The following is a 20,856-nucleotide window of genomic DNA, read 5'->3' as shown; positions in this document are numbered from 1 at the left end:
AATGCGTGGCGCTCTTCGGGGTCGAACGGCAACGATCCCGCCCATGGTCGAGGTTCGCGTCAGCGGTGGAATGGTTCGGGGCGCTATGGAATCGGGCGTCGCGGTCTTCCGCGGCATCCCGTTCGCCGCGCCCCCGGTCGGGGACTTGCGGTTCGCCGCGCCCCAGCCCGCTGCCGCGTGGGACGGCGTCAGGGATGCCTTGGCGTTCGGGCCGCCGCCACCGCAACCAGGCGCGTTCGGCATGGACCAGGTGGGCATCGCGGGCGACGACTGGCTGACCGTCAACGTCTGGTCGCCCGACCCCTCCGCGAACCTGCCCGTGATGGTGTGGATCCAGGGCGGTGCCTACATCTTCGGCACGTCCGGGCTCGCCGAGTACGACGGCGCGCGCCTCGCCCAGGACGGCGTGGTCGTGGTGACGTTCAACTACCGGGTGGGCATCGAGGGCTTCGCGCTGGTCGAGGGCACTCCGGCGAACCGCGGCCTGCTCGACCAGGTCGCCGCCCTGGAATGGGTGCGCGACAACATCGGCGCGTTCGGAGGAGACCCCGGCCGCGTCACGATCTTCGGCCAGTCCGCCGGCGGTGGTTCGGTCGCGGCGCTGCTGGCGATGCCGCGTGCTGCCGGGCTCTTCCACCGCGCGGTCGCGAGCAGCGTGCCGGGCCCGTTCTTCACACCCGAGCTGGCCTCGGACATCACGGCCGCCTGCGCCGCCGAACTGGGCGTGCGCCCTGCCGAACTGTCCACTGTGGACCCTGAGCTGCTGCCGGCCGTGGTCGACGAGCTCATGGCCAAGATCGGGCAGTTCGCCGGACGGTGGGGCCAGACCGCGCACAAGCAGATTCCGTTCGCGCCCGTCGTCGACGGTGACGTGCTGCCGGTCACGCCGTGGGAGGCGGTGGCCGCGGGCGCAGCGAAGGACATCGCTCTGGTCGTCGGCCACACGCGGCACGAGCAGCGCGTTCTCACGTTGATCGAGGGGATGCTCGGCCAGGTCACCGACCAGCAGGCCGCCACCGCGCTGGACATCTTCGCTCCTGGACCGGACGGCGCTCGCCGCTACCGGGAGAGCTTCCCGGACGCGGGGCCGGACGAGCTGTACGACCTGGTCTGCTCGGACTGGGTGTTCCGCATGCCGTCGCTGCGGCTGGCGGAGGCGCAGGTCGCGGCCGGTGGACGGGCTCACGTGTACGTGCTGGCCTGGGAGGCGCCCGGAATGGGCGGTGCTCTGGGCGCGTGCCACGGCCTCGACGTGCCGTTGGTGTTCGGCAACTTGGACCGCGGCCAGCCCGCGGTGCTGATCGGCGAGGACACTTCCGCCGCCGCCGAGGTGTCGGACCGCATGCGCCGCGCGTGGACCGGCTTCGCGCTGACCGGCGATCCGGGGTGGCCGGTTTACTCGGATGATCGGCTGACGCGCGTTTTCGGTGATGTCGACGAGGTGACCGCCTATCCGGAGGAGCGGTCGCGGCGGATCTGGGAGGACCACCCGTTCCACGCCTTGGGAATACCTGCCGCCGGCTGACGTTGTACGCGTCCGGAAGGGAGGTTCGAATGAACGACTTCGAAGTGCACGACAGCACCGGGTTCGGCTTCGGTCAGGTGTCGCCGGATCGCTGGCTGACCGCGACGCACCTGTTCGACGACCACGAGGAGACCACGGCCGACAGGTGGGAACGGGCACAACTGCTGTTCGAGGCCCGCGACTACCTGGGTGCCGTGCAGCTGCTCGCGGAGGTCGTCGGGGAAGTGCCGTTCCAGACGGACCTCTGCCTGCTGCTGGCCCGCGCCTACTACCACTCGGCGCAGCTGGGCAAGGCCGAGGCGCTGCTCCGCGAGATCGTGGACCGCGACCCGGTCGAGCACTACGCCCACCTGCTGCTCGGGCGCACGCTGGAGCGGCAGAGCCGGCCTGAGGAGGCCGCGCCCTGGCTCCGCTTGGCTGCCGCCTTCGGTGGAGAGCTGGCTGACGTCTAGACCGGCTCAGCCCACGTCCAGCTTGGCGAACGAGCGCAGGATCCCCGGCGCCACCCGGCTCGCGACACGTGCCGCCTTCGCCTCGACCGTCACCGGCACCACCGGACGGTTGCGGCGAACGGCGCGCACGATCTCCTTCGCCACCCCCTCGGGCCCGAACCCGCGCCGGGCGTAGATCCGGGACGCGCGGTCCTGCTTGCGCGACTGCTCGTCGGCGCTGACACCGGAGAACGTCGTGGTGGCCGTGATGTTCGTGTTCACCAGACCCGGACAGATCGCGCTCACCCCGATGGCGTGCGGCGCGAGCTCGGCCCGCAGGCAGTCCGACAGCATGAACACCGCGGCTTTGCTCGTCGCGTACGCGGAGAGGATCTTCGACGGCAGATAGGCCGCCGCCGAGGACAGGTTCACGATGTGGCCGCACTCTCCGCGTTCGACCATCAGCTCACCGAACGCGCGGCAGCCGTGCACGACACCCCACAGGTTGACGTCCAGCACCCGCTGCCACTGCTGGGTCGAGGTCGACAGGAACGACCCCGAGTGGCCGATGCCCGCGTTGTTGACGACCACATCGGGCACGCCGTGCTCGTCCGCGACCTGCTGCGCCCAGGCTCGCACCGCGTCTTCGGACCGCACGTCCACCTCGTAGGCGTGGCCGTCGATCATCTCCGCGGTCTCCTTGGCCGCGGCGAGGTCCACATCGGACACCACGACTCGTGCGCCCGCCTCGGCGAACGCCACCGCCGTCGCCCTGCCGATGCCGCTGCCACCACCCGTGACGACGACGAGCTCGCGCGGGGGAGTGGAGTCCGCGATGAACTCGCTGATCATGCGGGCGAGCGGTGCCGGGTGGCTGAGCGGCGCCCAGTGGCCGGCGGCGATCTTGCGGCGGCGCAGGGACGGCACCCAGCGTTCCAGGTCGAGCGGTCCGGTGTCGATGTAGCGGTCGCGGATCGGCTGGATCACCTGCACCGGCATGGGGGCGAGCCGGTGTCGAGGCGAGCGCATGACCTGGCGGATGTTGGCCCGGTACAACGAGATTCCGCGCACCGCGTCCCGGGTGATCGTGCTCGCGGGCGTGGCGCGGACGCCTTCGAGACGTCGCAGCACGCCTCCCCAGCGCGGGCCGAGGTAGAGGCGCCAGAACAGCGGCGCGAGCACCGGCAGGTGGAAGGCGCCGATGTACCAGGACCTCAGGAACTGCCGGAGGTGCGCGAGGGACAGGCCTTTGCGCGACCAGTGACCCATGTGGTCGAGGCACGGCCCGGAGATCGACGTGAACGTGGCGATCCGCGCGCCGGGCGTGGTCACGGCCTCCCACGACTGGATCGAACCCCAGTCGTGGCCGACGAGGTGCACCGGCTCGTCCGGGCTGACCGCGTCGATCACCGATTCGAGGTCCTTCGCCAGGTGTTCGAGCCGGTAACCGTCCTGAGTGGATGGAGCAGTCGACTCGCCCGCCCCGCGCACGTCGTAGGTGACGACGCGGAAGTCGTTCTCCAGCAACGCGACCACGCGGTCCCACACGGCGTGCGTGTCGGGATAACCGTGCACCAGCACCACGGTCGGCCCGGACGTGCCGCGCACCTGCACGGCGAGGTCGACTTCTCCGGAACGCACCTTCACAGTTCCTCCAGGACGAGTCGGTCACCGGTTGGCCGGTCCACGCAGATCCGCACGCCGCCGACGTCGCACGTGCCGCAGAACCCCTGCCGGCACGAGTAGGCGACCGACGGCAGGAAATCTCTGATGACGTCGAGCGCGGACCGGTCAGCGGGCACGTCGAGCGCCACCCCGCTGCGGCGCAGTTCGACCGTGAACGGCTTCCCGTCGACGATCGGCGGCGGGCTGAAGCGTTCGAAGTGCAGCCAGCGCGAGGAGAACTCGGCGCGCACCTGGTCGAGCATTCCCGCCGGGCCGCAGCAGTAGACCGCGCCCCGAGGATGCGCGTCGGCGAGCAGCGGCCCGCCGCGGCCGATCCGGACGTCGACCTGGCCGATCGGCAGCTCGTCGAGGAACGGCATGGCCTTCGTCGACCGCCCGCAGTAGACGAGCCGCCAGTCGAGTCCTGCTCGGGCCGCCGCGTGGACCATCGGCAGGATCGGCGTGATCCCGATGCCGCCGGCCACGAACAGCACGGGTCCGATGCCGGCGAACGGGAACGCGTTGCGCGGCCCGCGCACCTGGATCCGGTCTCCTACCTGCAGAGCCTGGACCTCACGTGATCCGGCGCCGACCTCGCGGACAGCGATCCGGTACGTGGGGTCGGCCGGGTCGCCGCACAACGAGTACTGGCGCCTCAGCCCGCTCGGCAGGTGCAGGTCGAGGTGGCAGCCGGGCTGCCACGCGGGCAACGAGGGCCCGCCGAACCGCAGGCTCACCACGCCGTCCGCCACTTGTGAACGTTCGACAACGTTGAGCCACAACGCATCCCGCGCCGCACCGGGACGTGCCCGGCCGCCGAAGCGGGTGACCGCGCGGTCGTAGAAGTCGCCGAACTTGGTCAGACCGTCCAGCATCAGTGCGCTTCCCTTGCCGCGGGCGACGAGGCCAGATACGCGATGGCCTGCGACGTCGAGCCTTCCTGCTTCGGGTGGTAGGCCGGGTGGAAGTAGCGCAGGAACGCCCGGAAGATCTCCGACAGCTTCGGCAGCAACCCGCGCCGCCCTGCCCTCATCGCCTCGCGCCAGGTCAGCCGCACCTTCGTCGTCTTGTCGGCTTTCACCATGAACCGCGCGCCCTGCACCCACAGCCAGAACAGCACCGGCGCGACCAGCAGCATCGTCCGAGCCCGCCGCACGTATCGGCGGTCGAGGTGACACATCAGGTCGTAGGCGACGCTGCGGTGCTCGACCTCCTCGGCCGCGTGCCACCGCAGCAGATCCAGCATCACGGGGTGGATCCCGGCCCGGTCGAGCGCCTGAGCGTTCAGCATCCAGTCGCCGAGGTACGCGGTGAAGTGCTCGACGGCCGCCACGATCGCGACCCGCTCGATCAGCTGCTCGCGTGCCTGTGCGTCGGTGAGTCCCGGCTTCGGCCCGAGGATCCGCTGGAACACGTGCTCCATCTGCCGCGTGAACGGCCGCGGGTCCAGCCCGTTGGCGAGCAGGTGGTCGAGCACCTCGCTGTGGGCCTCGGCGTGCATCGCCTCCTGCCCGATGAAGCCGAGCACGTCCTCGCGCAACGTGTCGTCCGTGATCATGGGCACGACCTGCTGGAACGTCCGCACGAACCACCGCTCGCCCTCGGGGAGCAGCAGGTGCAGGACGTTCATCACGTGCGTGGTGACCGGCTCGTCCGGAACCCAGTGCATCGGCAGGGTCGACCAGTCGAACTGCACGTCACGCGGCTGCAGAACGAGATTGTCCGGCTCCATCGCACACCCTCCCGCAATTACTACGCCCGCGTAGCTTTGTGAAAGCTACGCCACCGTAGCAATATGGACCCGTGAGCACAACGCGTCGCAAGTACGCCCGCCGCCTGCCGCCCGAGCAGCGCCGCGAGCAGCTGCTGGACGCCGCCCTGAGCCTGATTCCGGCAGGGTTCGACACGGTGACGATGGAATCCGTCGCCAAACAGGCCCAGGTGACGAAACCCGTCCTCTACGACCTCTTCGCCAACCGGTCCGAGCTGATCAGCGCCCTGCTCGAACGCGAGGCGGGCCGGGCCACCGAACAGGTCATCGCCGCCCTCCCGACCGACTTCGCGACCCGCTCCCCGGACGACGCCTTCGCCGACGCCGTCCGCGTCTTCGTGAACGCCGTCGTCGAGGCCCCTGACCGCTGGCGCCTAGTGCTCCTCCCACCTGAAGGCACGCCACGGGAGTTCCGCGCCCAGGTGGAACTGGTCCGCGTCGGCATCCTGGCCCAGATCGAGGACCTGGCCGCCCTCGGCCTCAAGGAACTGGGCGGCCTCGACGACCTCGACTCAGGCCTGCTCGGTCACGCGATGCTCGCCCTGGCCGAGATGTCGGGCCGGCTGGTGCTGACCGACCCGGATAAGTTCACGCCCGATCGGCTGGTGGCGTTCGTGGCCCGGATCGCGCACGGCCTGAGCTGAGCGCCGCCCGCATGTAGAGCAGCGCCTCACGATCGTCCATGCCAGGCGCGGTCGTGTCGACATCGGTGACGAGCCGCCGCGCCGCCATCGCCCCGAAGTCGTTGGCGTGCTTCAAATATCCGAGCACCCGCGCCGCCTCGGCACGCATGCTCTCCTTGGTGATCGCGATGAACTCGACCGCCACCACACTGGCCGCCACGACGTTCCCGGTCTCCAGCAACTCGTCGACGTGCTCCCGCAACAACCCGAACGCCTTCGCCTCGTCCCCGCGCCGGAACGCCGCCCGCGCCTGCGTGGTCTTGTTGGCCGACAACGTTCCCGGCGGCAGCTCCACCTCGGCGGCCTCGTCGAAGAACGGCTCGGGATCGCGTCCCTGGAACATCGCGCTGTACCCGAGCGTCTGCAACGCCCAGTGCAGCAACGTAGGCGGCCCGGTCACGCGATACCGTTGCGCCAACGCCAGAACCTCCTCGTCGACCTGCTCGAACTGCCCGGCACCGATGAGCGTTCCCGCAGGCATGAGTCCCAGGAATCCCTTGAGGTGCGGATCGTCCAGTGAGGACACCGCTCCAGGCAGAGATTCGGCGAGTCGTTGCCCGTCGCCGGACGCGTAGGCCCGCGCGTACCTGCTGAGCGGATCGTCAGGAGTGTCGGGCAGCGCGGCCGGGCTGGAGCTCTGGGTGTTCCGCTCGGCAACCCAGACCAGCCAAAAACTGTCAGACCCACTCGCTATTGTTGATTTTGGGGGAACCCGGCCGGAGTCGTGTGTGTGGTGGGCGCCCATAGGCCCCGCGAGGATCCGCTCAGCCCAGTCCCCGATCTCCCGCCGCCCCCGCAGCGGCAGCTCCGTCACCACCGGTCGCACCAGCGCCTCGGCCAGACCGAAGTCGGCCACCTCGAACGCCCACGCCACCGCCACCCGCAGGTTCGGCCACAACTCCGCGAGCCGCCCAACCCCTTCGACCTCGCGAGGTCCGGCCAACAACAACCCCACCGCACGAACCTGTCGCAGACACCAAGCAGCATGCGACGACATGGCCGACGCACGATCCACGAGCTCAGCAGAAGCGAACTCCCGCAACGGTTCCAGCAACCGGAACCGCCGCCCGAACGGTCCCTCCACCACCGCCACCATCGACCGTTCGACCAGATCCCCGAGCAGATGATCCTCAGCCACCGCGGACAGATCGAAAGGCGCCGCGAACGCCGAAAGCCGGCAGAACAACTCCCGCTCAGCCGAAGACAGCAGGTCGTAGGACCACCGCACAGCAGCTTGAACCGTCCGATGCCGAGCCGCCCCGGTACGCCGCACCCCGATGTCCAACCGGCTCAGCAACTCGGCAGGACGATAACTCCGCACGCGCGCCGCGGTCAGCTCAATCGCCAGCGGAATCCCATCAAGCCGACGACACAGCTCAACAACAGACGCATCCCGCACGTACGAAGGATCAGCAGCGCGCGCACGGACATCAAACAGCTCAACGCTCGCAGCAGCATCCAACGGCGACACAACAACAACCTGCTCGTCAGCAACAGAAAGCCGCTCACGAGACGTAGCCAGCACCTGCACCGAAGAACACACCGCAGCAGCAAACGCCGCAGCCCCCTCCAGCACGTGCTCGCAGTTGTCCAGCACCAACAACGACGGCCGCGCCAACACCACCGCAGCAGCCACCGAAAGCCCAGGCCGCTCGACGATCCCCAGCGCATCCGCAACCGCACGCGGCACATCAGCAGAAGAAGAAATCTCCGCCAGCGACACGAACGCCCCGTCAAAACACGAAGCCAGCCGTGTCTTCCCGATCCCGCCCGGCCCGACCAACGTCACCACAGGAGACCGCCGCAACGCCTCAGCGACAACAGCCAGATCGGCAGAACGCCCGACCAGCACCGCCCCGGGAACCGGAGCCTGCGAGAGCACCTGCTGCTCCACGGCCCGCAACTCCGGCCCGGGCTCCACCCCGAGCTCAGCCACCAGATGCTGCCGAACCCGTTGGTACACAGCCAGAGCGTCAGTCTGCCGACCGCTCCGATACAGCGCCGTCATCAACAGCGCCGCCAACCGCTCACGAGTCGGATACTCCGCCACGAACGACGACAGCTCACCGACAACAGCACCAGGATCCGCCGACACACGCCGAGAGAAGTCCATCTCGACCGCGCCCAGCCATTCCTCCACCAGCCCGGCAACCACCGCCGACAACCCGGGCGCCGCAAGCCCGGCCAACGGCACCCCGCCCCACGCAGCCAAGGCTCCCGCGGCGTCCCCGTCACTCAAACACGCGCGAAACAGCGACACATCAGTCGGCAGATCAAGCCGGTAAGCGGCCCCAACCCGCGAAATCGCAGCAGAGCCGAGTGACTTCCGCAGCTGCGCGACGTGCCACTGCAACGCCTTAGCAGACGAAGGCGGCGACGACCCCCACACGAGGTCGATGAGCCGCGACTCCGGCAGCGCCACGCCAGGAAACAAGGCCAGTGCCGCGAGCACCACCAAAGACCGGGGCGACCCGATGTCGACCGGTTCGCCGTCGTCGGTGGTGGCGCGGACACCACCGAGCAGACCGATCCGCACGCGGCGAATTCTCACACACCACACGCACACCGGCCGCACACCGACACCGGCCAACCTCGCAGACATGACAGCACGTGTTGTTGGTTCCCTCTTCATCGCCGCCACGGCCGCCGGACTGGTCAGCACGGCCACTCAAGGCACGGCCCGCGACCTGTGCGTGTTCCTGATGGCCGTGGCCATCGCGTTCATCGCGCCCACGCTGTTCCCCGTCCTCAAACCACACGGTGAGGCCCTCGCGTTGGGGTACGTCGTCGCGAGGACGTTGGAGGTCGTCTTCCTCACGACAGCTACGGCACAAAGCGCCATCTACTTCTGTGTGAGCGTCGTGTTGTTGAACGTCGTCCTCTACCGGTCAAAGCTCGTACCGCGGTGGATCTCCGTGTGGGCGCTCATCGCCGTGGTGCCATATCTGGCCGGTGCGGTGCTCAACCTCCTCAACGTGTTCACCCAAACCCAAGTCGCCGCGCTCTTCGTCCCGTTGGCGCTCAACGAGATGGTTCTAGCACTTTGGTTGATGGTGAAAGGCTTCTCCCGATCTGCATAAGAAGACCATGGATCTTGACGCGCCGATCGGCATCGTCGGCGGCGGCCAGAGCGGCATCTTCACCGCGGCGCAACTGCACCGGCGGGGCTACCGGAACGTCGAGATCCTCGAGACGTCACCGAGTCTCGGCGGTTTCGCCGAGACCGTGACGGTCGACGGCGGGTCTACGACTTCCAGGCGCACCTCGTCAGCGAGCAGGACTTCGGCGAGGACATGGCCGGCACCGCGATCCACGACCTGCTCGCGAACCACCCGGTCGACCTGCGGCCGGAGTCGCTGTTCTTCGCCGCCGTGCCGCCTCCGCACTTCGTCCCGCTGCTCACCCCGACTCAGGCCGTCGACCAGCTCACCGAAGCGTGGCGCATCATCGAGACCGCCGTCCGCACCAAGCACGGCCCCGGACTCGGCGGCCTGAACATCGACGGCCCGCGAGGCGAGACCTGGGAGACCTACCGCGCTGACCGGCGAGCACCAACCACCAGGTCACCAGCGTCGAAGCTCTCCGCGAGCACTACGAGAAAGTCGTGGTCACCGCCAAACCCGCCCAGATCAGGGAGATCCACCCGGAAGGCGGGATCCTCTTCTCCCCACGCAACTGCCCACCCGCCTGGACCCGCAGCTACCTGGTGCGAGCACGCAGCCGCACCGAGTCCCCGCCCCTGAAGGACGGCGGCGAGCGGCTGGGCTTCTGGGTGATCGACCCGTACGGCAGCTACACCGGATCACCGCGGTGTACAAGCAGCACCCCGGCGACCTCTGGGTCTGCTTGAGCAACTCCGAGCTCACGATCAGCGCTGGAGAAGCCTGGGAACGCGCACGCCAAGGCCGTCCGCAACGGCTGGTTCGACGCGGTGAGCGCTCTCCAAGGCAGGAACGGCGTCTACTTCGTCGGCGAGATCCTCTCCGGTCCCACGGCGGAGTGCATCACCACGTACGTCCGGGACGTCATCCCCGCCTGGTTCGGACGTGAGTGAGCAAGGACAGCCCGGTCGGCTCGAACCCGACCGACACGTCGCAGCCAGGTAGCAACGCGCGAACAGCCGCCTCGTCGCGTTCGATCACCTGCCACTCCATCAGGTACTCGAGCGGCCACCGGAACGGGTTGCCGACCCCGGTGCAGGAGAAGTAGAACGTGCCACCCGGCCGGCACAGCCGCGTCAGCACGGCCTCGGTCAACCGGACGGCCGCGCGGTCGTTGAGATAGTCGTAAAGGCCGTTTACCAGAACCAGGTCGAACGGCCCCATCTCGGCCAACGGCCCCAACGCGCGGAAGATGTTGCCCGGCACGACCGCGGTGGAGTTGTTCAGCAGCCCGAGCCGCTTCTGCGCCAGGTCCAGCGCGTCCGGGTCGACGTCGGTGAGCACGAACCGGTCGCCGGGACGGACGATGCCGGGCGGGATGGTGCGCAGGTCGGGTGCGGCGCCGGAGGCGATCAGCAAGATCGAGCGCGGGCCACCCCGCTGCGCGGTCAGCGTGTCGCCGATCAGGCGGGCCTGGTGCATGACCCGGTTGCGCTGCTGCTGGGCGATCGCCGAGCTCTGCAGGCTGGCCTCGACGTGCCAGCCGAGCGTGCCTTGCTGGGCACCGTTGGCCTGGGCCAGCACGTGCTCGACCAGCCGGAAGTCGCTCGGGTAGCCGCGCGCCCACTCCTCCTCGCTGCGCATGAACGGTGTCCGCGCGCAGGCCGAGCGGGCGGGCTGGACGATCGCGGCGATGTCCTCGTCCGGCACGCCGGCGAGCACGGAAGCGCCGATCTGCGTGCCCAGTGTGCGGAAGCGGCCGCCCACCAGCATGTGGGTGGCGGGATCGGTGAGGTTGAACTCCTTCTCACTGCGGAGGAACCCGTCCACGGCGTCGTTCAGCCGGTGCAGGGCGTCCATGCTGTGCGGGAGCACTGTCATTCAACACTTCCTCGCTGCGGCAACGGTTCCAGAGCCTGTCAGGCGGCGCCGCCGACCGACAGAGGCTTTCGGGTAATACGGGGACAACCCTGCTCCCAGTTCACGGGTTGCCCTCGTGGTCCCGATCACCGGGAAAGCGAACTCTGGAAGCCACTCGAGAGGAGAAGACGATGGAGTGGCTGAACGAGCTCGCCTCGTGGGCGTGGGCACGGCACCACAACGAGCTCAGCTGGTACATCCGGCCGCTGTTCCTGCTGCCGTTCGCGTACTTCAGCTACAAGCGCAGCTGGTGGGGCATCGCGGCGACCCTGGTCGCGCTGGCGACGAGCATGGCGTGGTTCCCGGCGCCGGAGCACCCGACGCCCGGCGCTATCCAGTTCCTCGCCGACGAGCGCGAGTACCTGCTGGGGGAGTGGACGCTCGCGAAGATCGCGATGGCGCTGCTGGTGCCGTTGATGCTGGTGTCGCTGGGCGCCGCGGTGTGGCGGCGGTCGATGCTGTGGGCGTTGGTCGTGATCAACGCCGGGGGGATCTTCAAGATCACGTGGTCGTTCGCGATCAGCGACACCCAGAGCGCGCTGCGGCTCTTCTATCCGGCGGCGGCGGGACTGGTCGTGCTGAACGCGGTCCTGGTGTTCATGTGGTGGCGCAGGCGGGCCGGGCACGTGGTTCCGTCGGCCCGCTAGTGGGTGACTGCTCGCGATGGGTGCGTTCGATCGCCTGTCCCCAGTAGGTACCGGCGATCATCAGCACGGCGCCCAGCGATGCCCACACGGTGAGGTGTTCGCCGCCGAGGCTGATTCCGATGGCGACGGCCCAGATCGGTTCGGTGCCGAGGAGCAGGCTGGCTCTGCTGGCCGACGTGCGCTGGATGGCCCAGGTCTGGGCGAGGAAGGCGAACACGCTGCAGAACAGGGCGAGGTAGAGCAGCTGGGACCAGGTGGTCGCGCTGCCGGCCGCGAGTGCGGGCAGGTGCGGGATCGCGAGAGGCAGCAGCAGCGCGGTGCCGACGACGGTCTGGACGGTCGTGAGGTGCAGCGGGTCGATGGGGCGTCCGACGGTGAGCCGGCCGACCAGCGCCACGTGGCCCGCTCGCACGACGGCCGCGGCGAGCATCAGGGCGTCGCCGAGCCGCGGTGCGTGGAAGCCGCTGCTGGAGGTGAGCAGCCCGACAGCCAGGACGCACAGACCCGCTGCGAGGAAGAACGCCGGGGGCAGGCGGCGGCGGTCCAGCAGAGGCGTGAGCACGATGGTCAGACTGATGATCAGGCCCGCGTTGGCCGCGCTGGTGTGTGCCACGCCGTACGTTTCCAGCAGGAGAACGGCCGCCTGGGTGACTCCGAGGACGGCGCCCGAGCGGACCTCGTCGCGGGTCCACCGACGGCGACGAAGCCCGCTCAACGCCCCGCAGGCGAGGGCGGAGATGGCGTAGCGCGCGAGGAGCACCGCCAGGACCGGGAGCGCGGTGGTGGCCGTCTTGGCGGAGAGGTAGCTGGAGCCCCAGACGAGCGCGACCATGAGGAGCACCACGTCGGTGCGGCGGGCGGTGAGCATGCTTCTACGCTGCATGACCTGCACGTTGAAGACCACGACCAACTACTTAAACGATGTTGTAGAAGTCCTACACTGTCGTGTGTGGACGAACGGCAACTGCGCATCCTGCGAGAGCTGGGAGAACTGGGCAGCGTCACGGCGGTCGCGGAGGCTCTGCACGTGACACCGTCCGCGATCTCCCAGCAACTGCGACTGCTGCAGCGGTCGATTCCGGTTCCGCTGACCGAACGCACGGGCCGCCGCGTCGTCCTCACCGACGCCGGTCACGCCCTGGCCGTGGCGGCGGTCGAGGTGGAAACCTCACTGGCGAGAGCACGCCGGGCCGTCACGGACTTCCTGCGGCAACCGGACGGCGAGGTGTCGGTGGCCGCCTTCCACAGCGCGGCCTCGGTGTTCTGGCCACTGCTGCTGCGCGGCCTCGCCGACACGGGGCCCCACCTCGTCCTCGGCGACCAGGACGTCGCCCAGGACCGCTTCCCCGCCCTGACCCGCGACTACGACCTGGTGCTCGCACACCGGCTCGACCACGGCCCACGCTGGCCGCGTTCGGTGATCTGCTCCACCCTGCTGCACGAACCTCTCGACGTCGCCCTGCCGGCCGGGCATCCGCTGGCCGCCAAGGAGGCGCTGTCGCCGCAGGACGTCGCGGACCAGCCGTGGATCACCGTCCACGACGGCTTCCCTCTCATGGCGATCATCGACGCCATCGCCAGTGTCGCGGGACGTCGGCTCGACATCGTCCATCGCATCAACGAGTTCGCGGTGAGTGCCGAAGTCGTGGCCGCGGGCGGTGGTGTCGCGTTGATGCCGCGCTGGACCACCCGCCGGCACCCTGACGTGGTGCTGCGTCCGTTGCACGGGGTGCAGGCCCACCGCGACATCGACGTGCTGCACCGGCCGGAACGTGTTGCGCGCAAGGCTGTCCAGACGGTCCTCGTCGAGCTGCGCCGTGCCGCCGCGGTGGTGCAGGCCCGGGAGTTCGTCGGCGCTTGAAAGATCGTCATGGTTCCATCGGCTCATGCGGGTAGCTCTGGCTGACGACGCGGCGCTGTTTCGCGAGGGTGTCGCACGTCTGCTCACCGACGCGGGGTTCGAGGTGGTGGCGAAGGCCGGCGACGCGGCCGAGCTCCTGACTCGGGTGCACGCCGACCCGCCGGACGTCGTGGTCGTCGACATCCGCATGCCGCCCGGTTTCACCACCGAAGGCCTCGACGCGGCCCGCGAGATCCGCGAGAAGCACCCCGGGATCGGGGTTCTGGTGCTGTCTGCGCACGTCGAGCCGCACTACGCGTTGCAGCTGCTCGACGCGGACGCTCGCGGCGCCGGCTACCTGCTCAAGGACCGGGTCGCTGATGCGGCCGAACTGTCCGACGCGGTGCGCAGGGTCGCCGCGGGCGGGCTGGTGATCGATCCCGGCGTCGTCGCGACGCTGGTCGGACGGCGGCGGGTCGACGATCCGCTGGAGTCGTTGTCGGAACGGGAACGCGAGGTGCTCGCCGTGATGGCCGAGGGACGGTCGAACCAGGCGATCTGCGAGCGGTTGTTCCTGAGTCCGAAGACGGTCGAGGCGTACGTGCGGTCGGTGTTCACGAAGCTCGGCCTGCAGCAGGGGCCCGACGACAACCGGCGGGTGCTGGCCGTGCTCGCCTACCTGCGCCGATGAGGGTTCTCTGGCTCGGCACCGGGTTCCTCGCACTGGCCGCGTTGGTGTGGGGTGGTTACGAGGTGTCCGTGCCCGCGGTCGTGCTGAATCTGGCGGTCGGGCTGTCGTTCATCGGCGCCGGGGTCGAGGCGGCGGACCGGCGTCCGGACAGCTTCTCCGGCCGGCTGATGATCGGGGTCGGGCTGGCGTGGTTCGTCAGGCTGGCGGGGGCGATCGAGAACGACGTCGCGTTCGCCGTCGGGGTCGCGACCAAGACGCTCTACCTGGCGGTGCTCGGACACCTGCTGGTCACCTATCCGACCGGGCGCATCACCAGTCGTTGGCAGCGCGTGGTCGTGAGCGTCGCGTACTTGCTCACGGTGCCGGTCAACGTCGGCTATCTGCTGGTAGCGCCGTTCGACGGGCCGCAGAACATCGTGGTGATCCGCGAGGTCCAGTACCAGGGCGTTCCGATGGTCGCGGTTGTCGTGATGGTCTGCGCGATCGTGCTGTTCGCTGCGCTGGTGGCACGGATGATCACGCGCTGGCTGCGGTCGGGCAGCGTGGCCCGGCGCGAGCTCGGGCCTGTGGTGTGGGGTGGAGCGGCGATTGTCCTGACCACGGTCGTGACGTACGTGGCGGCGCTCGCCGGGTTGCCGCCGGGCGTGCAGGTGCCGTTGCAGTGGTCGACCGAGGTGGCGCTGGTCGTCTGGCCGTTGGCGCTGCTCTACGGGCTGCTGCGGGCACGGCTGGACCGGTCGGCGGTGGGGGAGCTGGCCGTGTCGCTGGGGGCCGGGCTGCCGGGTGACCTGCGGTCGGTGCTGGCGCGAACGTTGCACGATCCGACACTGGAGATCGTCTACGGCGAGGTGTCGACGTCTCGTGGCGTCACCTACCTCGAAGCGGGCGGGACCCGGCTGGCTGCTCTCGTGCACGACCCCGCGCTGGATCCGGCGTTCGTGCGGGCGGTGGCGGCCAGCGCGGCTCTGGCCGTGCAGAACGAACAGCGGGCGCGGCGCATCGTCGAGGCCGCCGACGAGGCCCGCCGCCAGGTCGAACGCGACCTGCACGACGGCGCGCAGCAGCGGCTCGTCTCGGTGCTGCTCACGCTGAAGCTGGCCGAGAACTCGCCCGAACTGCTCGCCGCCGCACGGGAAGAGCTGGGCAGGGCGCTGGACGACCTGCGCGAGCTGGCGCACGGCATCTACCCGGTGCTGCTGACCGACGCCGGACTCGGGCCCGCGCTGCAGTCGCTCGTCGAACGGTCGGCGATCCCGGCGGTGCTGGTCGGCGTGCCGGACGAGCGGTTGTCGCCCGTTGCGGAACGGACCTGCTACTTCGTCCTCGCCGAAGCGCTCACGAACGCGGCCAAGCATTCGCGAGCACGCGAGGTGAAGATCGAGGTCAGCTGCGCGGACGGGCTGGTCACGGTCGAGGTGAGCGACAACGGCGTTGGTGGCGTTGCAGAACTGCGCGGGCTGGACGACCGGGTCGCGGCGCTCGGCGGGCGGCTCACCGTGCACTCGCCGGTGGGGGAGGGAACGACGGTGCGGGCGGAGTTCAGCGACCCGCGGCGATGACGGCGTCCGCGATCGCCTGGTGGCCCGCCGGGGTGGGGTGCACGTCGCCCTGGTCGCAGAAGTGGGTGAGCGTGCACACCTCGGCGACCGGCGACGGGATCTCGCCGTGCTTCGGGTCCTGGACCAGGTCGGTCAGGGCGCCGTAGCCACCAGTCTTGTTGGTCACGTCGACGTAGCTCGCGCCGAACTTCGCGTACTCGGCGGCGATCTCGCCGTTGAAGTCCTCGTACAGCTTCACCGACGCTCTGGCGACTTCCTCCCCGTTCGAGAACTCGGGGTTGACCCACGCGCCGAGGAACACGTCCGGATAGGACAGTCCGACGATCTTCACGTCCGGCGACGCCTCGCGCATCCTGGTGAGCATCGTGGCGATGTTGTTCTTGGTGTCGGTGGCCGCCGACGTCGCGCAGCCGCCGGGGTCCTCGGCCACGGCGCACGGCTCCAGCAGGTCGTTGGCGCCGATCACCACCGTGACCAGGCCGACCTCGCCGGCGCGCAACGCGTCGACGGTCGCGTCGATCTGGGTCCTGCCCTGCGTCTCCGGTCCACACGCCGGCTGGGTGAGCAGGTCGGCGGAGGTGGCGCCGTCGCAGGCGAGGTTGAGCAGGTGCAGGTTCTCCTGCTTGGCCACGATCTGCGCGAAGCTCTCGCCAGGGCCTTCCGGCGCGTAGCCCGTCGCGTACGAGTCGCCGATCGACACGTACGTGAGCTGGCCCGGCAGCTTCACGCTCGGTGGTTCGGGAGTCGTCGCGGAGATGGGGAGCGCTGTGCACGCGGACAGCGTCAGCAGTGCCGCCACCGGGGCCACGACCAGCGCAAACCTCGGCACGCGGGCTCCTTCTCATTCGACGCCGATGCGTCCAGGTTACGCAACTGTCCGTGAGGGTGCTGTCAGCCGGCCGCGGCGACGGCCTCCGCGATGGCCTGGTGACCGGCCGGTGTCGGGTGCACGTCGGTGCGGTCGCAGAAGTAGGTGAGCGTGCACACCTTGGCGACCGAGGCCGGGATCCGGCCGTACTTCGGGTCCTGGGTCAGGTCCGTGAGCTCGCTGTAGGCACCGGTCGTCTTCGTGACGTCGGCGAACTTGGCGCCGAACTTCGCATACTCGGCCGCGATCGTGGTGTTGAAGTCCTGGAACATCGCGACCGACAAACGGGCGATGTTCTTCCCGTTGGGGAAGGACGGGTTGACCCACGCGCCGAGGAACACGTCCGGGTAGGTCAGGCCGACGATCTTCACGTCCGGTGCTGCTTCGCGGATCTTGGTGAGCGTGGCCGCGACGTTGGTCCTGATGTCGGCGACGGTCCTGGTCGCGCACTGCAGCGGGTCCTGCGACACAGCACACGGTGCCAGGTCGTTGCCGCCGATCACCACGGTGACCAGGCCCGTGTTCTTGCCGCGCAACGCCTCGACGGCTGCGTCGAGCTGGGTCTTGCCGCCGGCATCCGGTCCGCACGCGGGCTTGGTCGCGAGGTCGGCGGAGGTGGCGCCGTTGCAGGCGAGGTTGAGGAGCTTCAGGTCCGACTTCTTCGCGACGATCTGGGCGAAGCTCTCCCCGGTTCCGCCCGGTGCGAGGCCGGTCGCGTAGGAGTCGCCGATCGACACGTAGACCTGCTGGGCCGGTGGCGTGCTGCTCGGCGTCGACACCGGTGCCGGCGTGGCCGCGGGCGGGGTCGAGGTGCACGCGGCCAGCGCCGTCAGCAGCGCCAGGACCAGGGCGAACCTCGGCACATCTGCTCCTTCGGATCGGGAGGGGATGTGCCGAGGCTACGAAACCGCTCGTGAGAGTCGCGTCAGCGGAAGCCGCGCAACCTCAGGCTGTTGCTCACGACGAACACCGACGAGAACGCCATCGCCGCGCCCGCGATCATCGGGTTGAGCAGGCCGAGCGCGGCCAGCGGCAGTGCGGCGACGTTGTAGGCGAACGCCCAGAACAGGTTGCCCTTGATCGTGGCGAGCGTGCGCCTGGACAGCCGGATCGCGTCCACGGCGGCGGTCAGGTCGCCGCGGACCAGCGTGAGGTCGCTCGCCTCGATCGCGACGTCCGTGCCGGTGCCCATGGCCAGGCCCAGATCGGCCTGGGCGAGCGCGGCGGCGTCGTTCACGCCGTCACCGACCATCGCGACCACGCGCCCCTCGTCCTGCAGCCGCTTGACTACGTCGAGCTTGTCGGCGGGCAGCACCTCGGCGATGACCTCGTCGATGCCGACCTCGGCCGCGACCGCTTTCGCCGCTGCCTCGTTGTCACCGGTCAGCAGCACCGGCCGCAATCCGAGCTTTCGGAGTCCTGCGACCGCTTCCTTCGACGTCGGCTTCACCGTGTCCGCCACGACGAGCACCGCGCGGGCCTTGCCGTCCCACGCGACCAGCACCGCCGTGCGGCCCTGACGTTCCGCGGCCTCCTTGGCCTCGGTGAGTGCCGGGTCGAGGTGCACGCTCCAGTCGTTGAGCAGCTTCTCGCGGCCGACGAGCACCGCGTGCCCGTTCACGACGCCCTGCACGCCCAGGCCTTCGACGTTCTGGAAGTCCTCGACCTGTGGCACCTCGCCCGCCGCCTTGACGACGGCCTTGGCGATCGGGTGCTCGGACGCGTGCTCCAGCGCACCGGCCAGCTTGAGGACCTCTTCCTCGTCCTCTTCCGTGTGCACGCTGACCAGGCTCATCTGGCCGGTCGTCACGGTGCCGGTCTTGTCGAGCACGACCGTGTCGACACGACGGGTGGACTCCAGCACCTCCGGACCCTTGATCAGGATGCCGAGCTGCGCACCACGTCCGGTGCCGACGAGCAGCGCGGTCGGCGTCGCCAGGCCCAGCGCACACGGGCACGCGATGATCAGCACCGCGACCGCCGCCGTGAACGCCGCACCCGCGCCGCCGCCCGTGCCGAGCCAGAAGCCCAGCGTGCCCACGGCGAGAGCGATCACGATCGGCACGAACACCGCGGAGATCCGGTCGGCGAGGCGTTGCACCTCGGCCTTGCCGTTCTGCGCGTCCTCGACCAGCTTCGCCATCTGCGCGAGCTGGGTGTCGGAGCCGATCCTGGTGGCCTTGACGACGAGCCTGCCGCCCGCGTTGACCGTGGCGCCGACGACCGCGTCGCCCGGCCGCACCTCGACCGGCACGGACTCGCCGGTGAGCATGCTCGCGTCGACGGCCGAGCTGCCTTCCTCGACGACGCCGTCCGTGGCGATCTTCTCGCCGGGCCTGACGACGAACCGGTCGCCCTTGCGCAGCTGGTCGGTCGGGATGCGGACTTCCTTGCCGTCCTTGAGAACCGCGACGTCCTTGGCGCCGAGCTCGAGGAGTGCGTGCAGAGCTGCTCCGGCGCGGCGCTTGGACCGTGCCTCGAAGTACCGGCCGGCCAGGATGAACGTCGTGACGCCCGCCGCGACCTCGAGGTAGATGTTGCCGGTGCCGGCCATCCGCTCGATGGTGAACGTGAACCCGTGCGTCATGCCGGGCGTGCCCGCGGTGCCCAGGAACAACGCGTAGAGCGACCACAGGAACGCCGCGCCGACACCGATGGAGATCAACGTGTCCATCGTCGCCGCGCCGTGCTTGAGGTTCGTCCACGCCGCCTTGTGGAACGGCCACGCGGCGTACGTGACGACCGGGCCTGCGAGGGCGAGCGACAACCACTGCCAGTAGGTGAACTGCAGCGCCGGGATCATCGCGAGCGCGATCACCGGCACGGCCAGCACGGTCGACGTGATCAGGCGCTGCTTGAGCGTGTCCGCCGGGTCTTGTCGTTGCGGCTCCTCGGTTTCGGGGAGCTCGGCGGTGTAGCCGGTGTCCTCGACGACCTTCACCAGGTCGGCCGGTGTGAGGTCGCCCGCGTAGCTGATGCGGGCCTTCTCGGTCGCGTAGTTGACCGACGCCTCGACGCCGTCCAGCTTGTTGAGCTTGCGCTCGATCCGCGCGGCACAGGAGGCACAAGTCATGCCGCCGATGGAGATTTCCAGGGTTTCAGTGGCCATGACCGCCCTCCTCAGTGCTCAGTGTGAACTCGGCCGTGCGGACCTTGTTCTCGTGCTGGAAGTCGAGGAACAGCCGGTACGTGCCTTCCGTGGGCACCTCGACCGCGAACTTCACCTCGTCGCTCTCCTCGGGGTGCACGTGCAGGTACGCGAGGTCGGCTGCCCGCAGCGCGACCAGGTGTCCCTTGGCTCCCAAGTAGTTCTGCAGGTCGGTGACCGGCCGGCCGTTCTTGGTGATCTGGATGGTCACGGTCGAGGCTTCGTTGACGTTGAGATCTCCCTTGAGGGTTACCTCGTAGCCGTCGACGGTGAACGTGCGGCTGACCTCGTGCTGCTTCGGCTGGTAGTCGCCTTTTTGCTGGATGTCCGCGCCGAGCGTGGTCTTCTCGCCGTTCTCCGGCTTGAAGTCCGCGAACACCCGGTAGCTGCCCGCCTCCTCCAGCTTCAGCGGCACCGACCACATGCCGTCCGGTGCCATCTCCGGGTGCACGTGCTGGAAGTTCGACCCGTCACGGCGGACGACGATCAGGTGCAGGCGCTTCTCGTGCTCCACGGCGAACTTCGTCACGGGCTTGCCGTCTGGTCCGTTGATGTGGAAGCCGAGACTCTCGTTCTCGTGCAGCTTCAGCGTGTAGCCGTTGTCCGAAACGGACAGTCCGGGTGGGAGCTTGCCCGGTTCGGCCTGATGTTCGTTGTGCGGCGCGCTTTCGTTGTGCGCCATGGGTGTTTCCTGCTTCGGTCCCGCAACGGCTCCGACGGCCCAGGTTCCGCCGAAGATCACGGCCAGCGCCACGCCGTAGAGGCCGACCTTGTACGCGGTCTTCACGACTGCACCAGCTCGTAGCCGGCCTCGGCGACGGCGGCGCGGACGTCTTCGAGCGTCACGGGCGCGGCGCTGGTGATGGTGACCCTGCCGGTCTCCAGGTGAACGCTCACGTCGCTGACACCGCTGATCTTGGCGACTTCCTCGGTCACGGAGGCGACGCAGTGGCCGCAGGTCATGCCGCTGACGGTGTAGGTCTCGCTCATGGTGGATCTCCTCGCGG

General features: G+C 69.2%; 22 protein-coding genes. 11 read left to right on the top strand and 11 right to left on the bottom strand.

Annotated features, from left to right (window positions below):
* Window position 1 precedes the first annotated feature (1 nt).
* The gene (locus tag AB0M24_RS17495) at window positions 2–1,525 is read left to right on the top strand and encodes a carboxylesterase family protein (protein WP_363767952.1); all 1,524 of its coding nucleotides are present in this window, start codon (window positions 2–4) and stop codon (window positions 1,523–1,525) included.
* 29 nt (window positions 1,526–1,554) lie between these two features.
* Complete coding sequence (locus AB0M24_RS17490) at window positions 1,555–1,977, top strand: tetratricopeptide repeat protein (protein ID WP_363767949.1); 423 nt, start codon at window positions 1,555–1,557, stop codon at window positions 1,975–1,977.
* A gap of 6 nt (window positions 1,978–1,983) precedes the next feature.
* Here the strand turns inward: AB0M24_RS17490 and AB0M24_RS17485 are convergent, their stop codons facing one another.
* The 3 genes from AB0M24_RS17485 to AB0M24_RS17475 are packed head-to-tail and all read right to left on the bottom strand — an operon-like array spanning window position 1,984 to window position 5,353.
* Entirely contained in the window at window positions 1,984–3,603 is a 1,620-nt protein-coding gene (locus AB0M24_RS17485) for an SDR family oxidoreductase (protein ID WP_363767946.1), read from the bottom strand.
* Window positions 3,600–4,496: a PDR/VanB family oxidoreductase gene (locus AB0M24_RS17480; protein ID WP_363767943.1), complete on the bottom strand. Its 897-nt coding sequence runs from the start codon at window positions 4,494–4,496 to the stop codon at window positions 3,600–3,602. Before AB0M24_RS17480 ends, AB0M24_RS17485 begins: the two co-directional genes overlap by 4 nt.
* Window positions 4,496–5,353 (bottom strand): metal-dependent hydrolase, encoded by an 858-nt coding sequence (locus AB0M24_RS17475; protein WP_363767941.1) that lies wholly within the window; start codon window positions 5,351–5,353, stop codon window positions 4,496–4,498. Before AB0M24_RS17475 ends, AB0M24_RS17480 begins: the two co-directional genes overlap by 1 nt.
* 71 nt (window positions 5,354–5,424) lie before the next feature.
* On the opposite strand from AB0M24_RS17475, the gene AB0M24_RS17470 reads away from it, so the two are divergent.
* Complete coding sequence (locus AB0M24_RS17470; protein WP_363767938.1) at window positions 5,425–6,036, top strand: TetR/AcrR family transcriptional regulator; 612 nt, start codon at window positions 5,425–5,427, stop codon at window positions 6,034–6,036.
* On the opposite strand, the gene AB0M24_RS17465 is transcribed toward AB0M24_RS17470, so the two are convergent.
* Window positions 5,981–8,611: a BTAD domain-containing putative transcriptional regulator gene (locus AB0M24_RS17465; protein ID WP_363767935.1), complete on the bottom strand. Its 2,631-nt coding sequence runs from the start codon at window positions 8,609–8,611 to the stop codon at window positions 5,981–5,983. The two genes, AB0M24_RS17470 and AB0M24_RS17465, sit on opposite strands and share 56 nt — an antisense overlap.
* Before the next feature lie 64 nt (window positions 8,612–8,675).
* Between AB0M24_RS17465 and AB0M24_RS17460 the strand changes: the two genes are divergently transcribed.
* The 4 genes from AB0M24_RS17460 (at window position 8,676) to AB0M24_RS17445 (ending at window position 10,129) form a co-directional block, all read left to right on the top strand.
* Window positions 8,676–9,155, top strand: a complete 480-nt coding sequence (locus AB0M24_RS17460; RefSeq protein WP_363767932.1) for a DUF4386 domain-containing protein — start codon at window positions 8,676–8,678, stop codon at window positions 9,153–9,155.
* Window positions 9,156–9,162: 7 nt separating this feature from the next.
* Entirely contained in the window at window positions 9,163–9,570 is a 408-nt protein-coding gene (locus AB0M24_RS17455) for an FAD/NAD(P)-binding protein (RefSeq protein WP_363767929.1), read from the top strand.
* A 109-nt stretch (window positions 9,571–9,679) separates the two neighbouring features.
* Window positions 9,680–9,925 (top strand): hypothetical protein, encoded by a 246-nt coding sequence (locus AB0M24_RS17450; protein ID WP_363767926.1) that lies wholly within the window; start codon window positions 9,680–9,682, stop codon window positions 9,923–9,925.
* Window positions 9,926–10,006: 81 nt separating this feature from the next.
* Window positions 10,007–10,129 (top strand): hypothetical protein, encoded by a 123-nt coding sequence (locus AB0M24_RS17445; RefSeq protein ID WP_363767923.1) that lies wholly within the window; start codon window positions 10,007–10,009, stop codon window positions 10,127–10,129.
* On the opposite strand, the gene AB0M24_RS17440 is transcribed toward AB0M24_RS17445, so the two are convergent.
* Complete coding sequence (locus tag AB0M24_RS17440) at window positions 10,101–11,057, bottom strand: class I SAM-dependent methyltransferase (RefSeq protein WP_363767920.1); 957 nt, start codon at window positions 11,055–11,057, stop codon at window positions 10,101–10,103. The genes AB0M24_RS17445 and AB0M24_RS17440 overlap by 29 nt on opposite strands.
* 170 nt (window positions 11,058–11,227) lie before the next feature.
* Here AB0M24_RS17440 and AB0M24_RS17435 point away from each other — a divergent pair, with 170 nt between their 5' ends.
* Complete coding sequence (locus AB0M24_RS17435) at window positions 11,228–11,743, top strand: hypothetical protein (RefSeq protein ID WP_363767917.1); 516 nt, start codon at window positions 11,228–11,230, stop codon at window positions 11,741–11,743.
* Here AB0M24_RS17435 and AB0M24_RS17430 read toward each other — a convergent pair.
* On the bottom strand, window positions 11,694–12,626 hold the full coding sequence (locus AB0M24_RS17430; RefSeq protein ID WP_363767914.1) for a DMT family transporter: 933 nt from the start codon (window positions 12,624–12,626) through the stop codon (window positions 11,694–11,696). The two genes, AB0M24_RS17435 and AB0M24_RS17430, sit on opposite strands and share 50 nt — an antisense overlap.
* 66 nt (window positions 12,627–12,692) lie before the next feature.
* On the opposite strand from AB0M24_RS17430, the gene AB0M24_RS17425 reads away from it, so the two are divergent.
* The 3 genes from AB0M24_RS17425 to AB0M24_RS17415 are packed head-to-tail and all read left to right on the top strand — an operon-like array spanning window position 12,693 to window position 15,833.
* Entirely contained in the window at window positions 12,693–13,604 is a 912-nt protein-coding gene (locus AB0M24_RS17425; protein ID WP_363767911.1) for a LysR family transcriptional regulator, read from the top strand.
* Window positions 13,605–13,629: 25 nt separating this feature from the next.
* On the top strand, window positions 13,630–14,274 hold the full coding sequence (locus AB0M24_RS17420) for a response regulator transcription factor (protein WP_363767908.1): 645 nt from the start codon (window positions 13,630–13,632) through the stop codon (window positions 14,272–14,274).
* Window positions 14,271–15,833 carry an ATP-binding protein gene (locus AB0M24_RS17415; RefSeq protein WP_363767905.1) on the top strand — a complete coding sequence of 521 codons (1,563 nt, stop codon included), beginning with the start codon at window positions 14,271–14,273 and terminating at the stop codon, window positions 15,831–15,833. The genes AB0M24_RS17420 and AB0M24_RS17415 overlap by 4 nt, the downstream gene beginning before the upstream one ends.
* Here the strand turns inward: AB0M24_RS17415 and AB0M24_RS17410 are convergent.
* The 5 genes from AB0M24_RS17410 to AB0M24_RS17390 all read right to left on the bottom strand — a co-directional run bounded on the left by AB0M24_RS17410 (window position 15,814) and on the right by AB0M24_RS17390 (window position 20,839).
* Window positions 15,814–16,662 (bottom strand): GDSL-type esterase/lipase family protein, encoded by an 849-nt coding sequence (locus AB0M24_RS17410; protein WP_363767902.1) that lies wholly within the window; start codon window positions 16,660–16,662, stop codon window positions 15,814–15,816. The genes AB0M24_RS17415 and AB0M24_RS17410 overlap by 20 nt on opposite strands.
* Before the next feature lie 62 nt (window positions 16,663–16,724).
* Window positions 16,725–17,564, bottom strand: a complete 840-nt coding sequence (locus AB0M24_RS17405; protein ID WP_363767899.1) for a GDSL-type esterase/lipase family protein — start codon at window positions 17,562–17,564, stop codon at window positions 16,725–16,727.
* A 62-nt stretch (window positions 17,565–17,626) separates the two neighbouring features.
* Window positions 17,627–19,810 (bottom strand): heavy metal translocating P-type ATPase, encoded by a 2,184-nt coding sequence (locus tag AB0M24_RS17400; protein WP_363767896.1) that lies wholly within the window; start codon window positions 19,808–19,810, stop codon window positions 17,627–17,629.
* Window positions 19,800–20,636, bottom strand: coding sequence for a hypothetical protein (locus tag AB0M24_RS17395; protein ID WP_363767893.1), 837 nt, complete (start codon window positions 20,634–20,636; stop codon window positions 19,800–19,802). The genes AB0M24_RS17400 and AB0M24_RS17395 overlap by 11 nt, the downstream gene beginning before the upstream one ends.
* Window positions 20,633–20,839 (bottom strand): copper ion binding protein, encoded by a 207-nt coding sequence (locus AB0M24_RS17390; RefSeq protein WP_363767890.1) that lies wholly within the window; start codon window positions 20,837–20,839, stop codon window positions 20,633–20,635. The genes AB0M24_RS17395 and AB0M24_RS17390 overlap by 4 nt, the downstream gene beginning before the upstream one ends.
* Between the last annotated feature and the right edge of the window lie 17 nt (window positions 20,840–20,856).

This window comes from Lentzea sp. NPDC051838, assembly GCF_040681245.1.
Taxonomy (GTDB): domain Bacteria; phylum Actinomycetota; class Actinomycetes; order Mycobacteriales; family Pseudonocardiaceae; genus Lentzea.
This window is presented reverse-complemented; position numbering and strand designations above follow the sequence as displayed.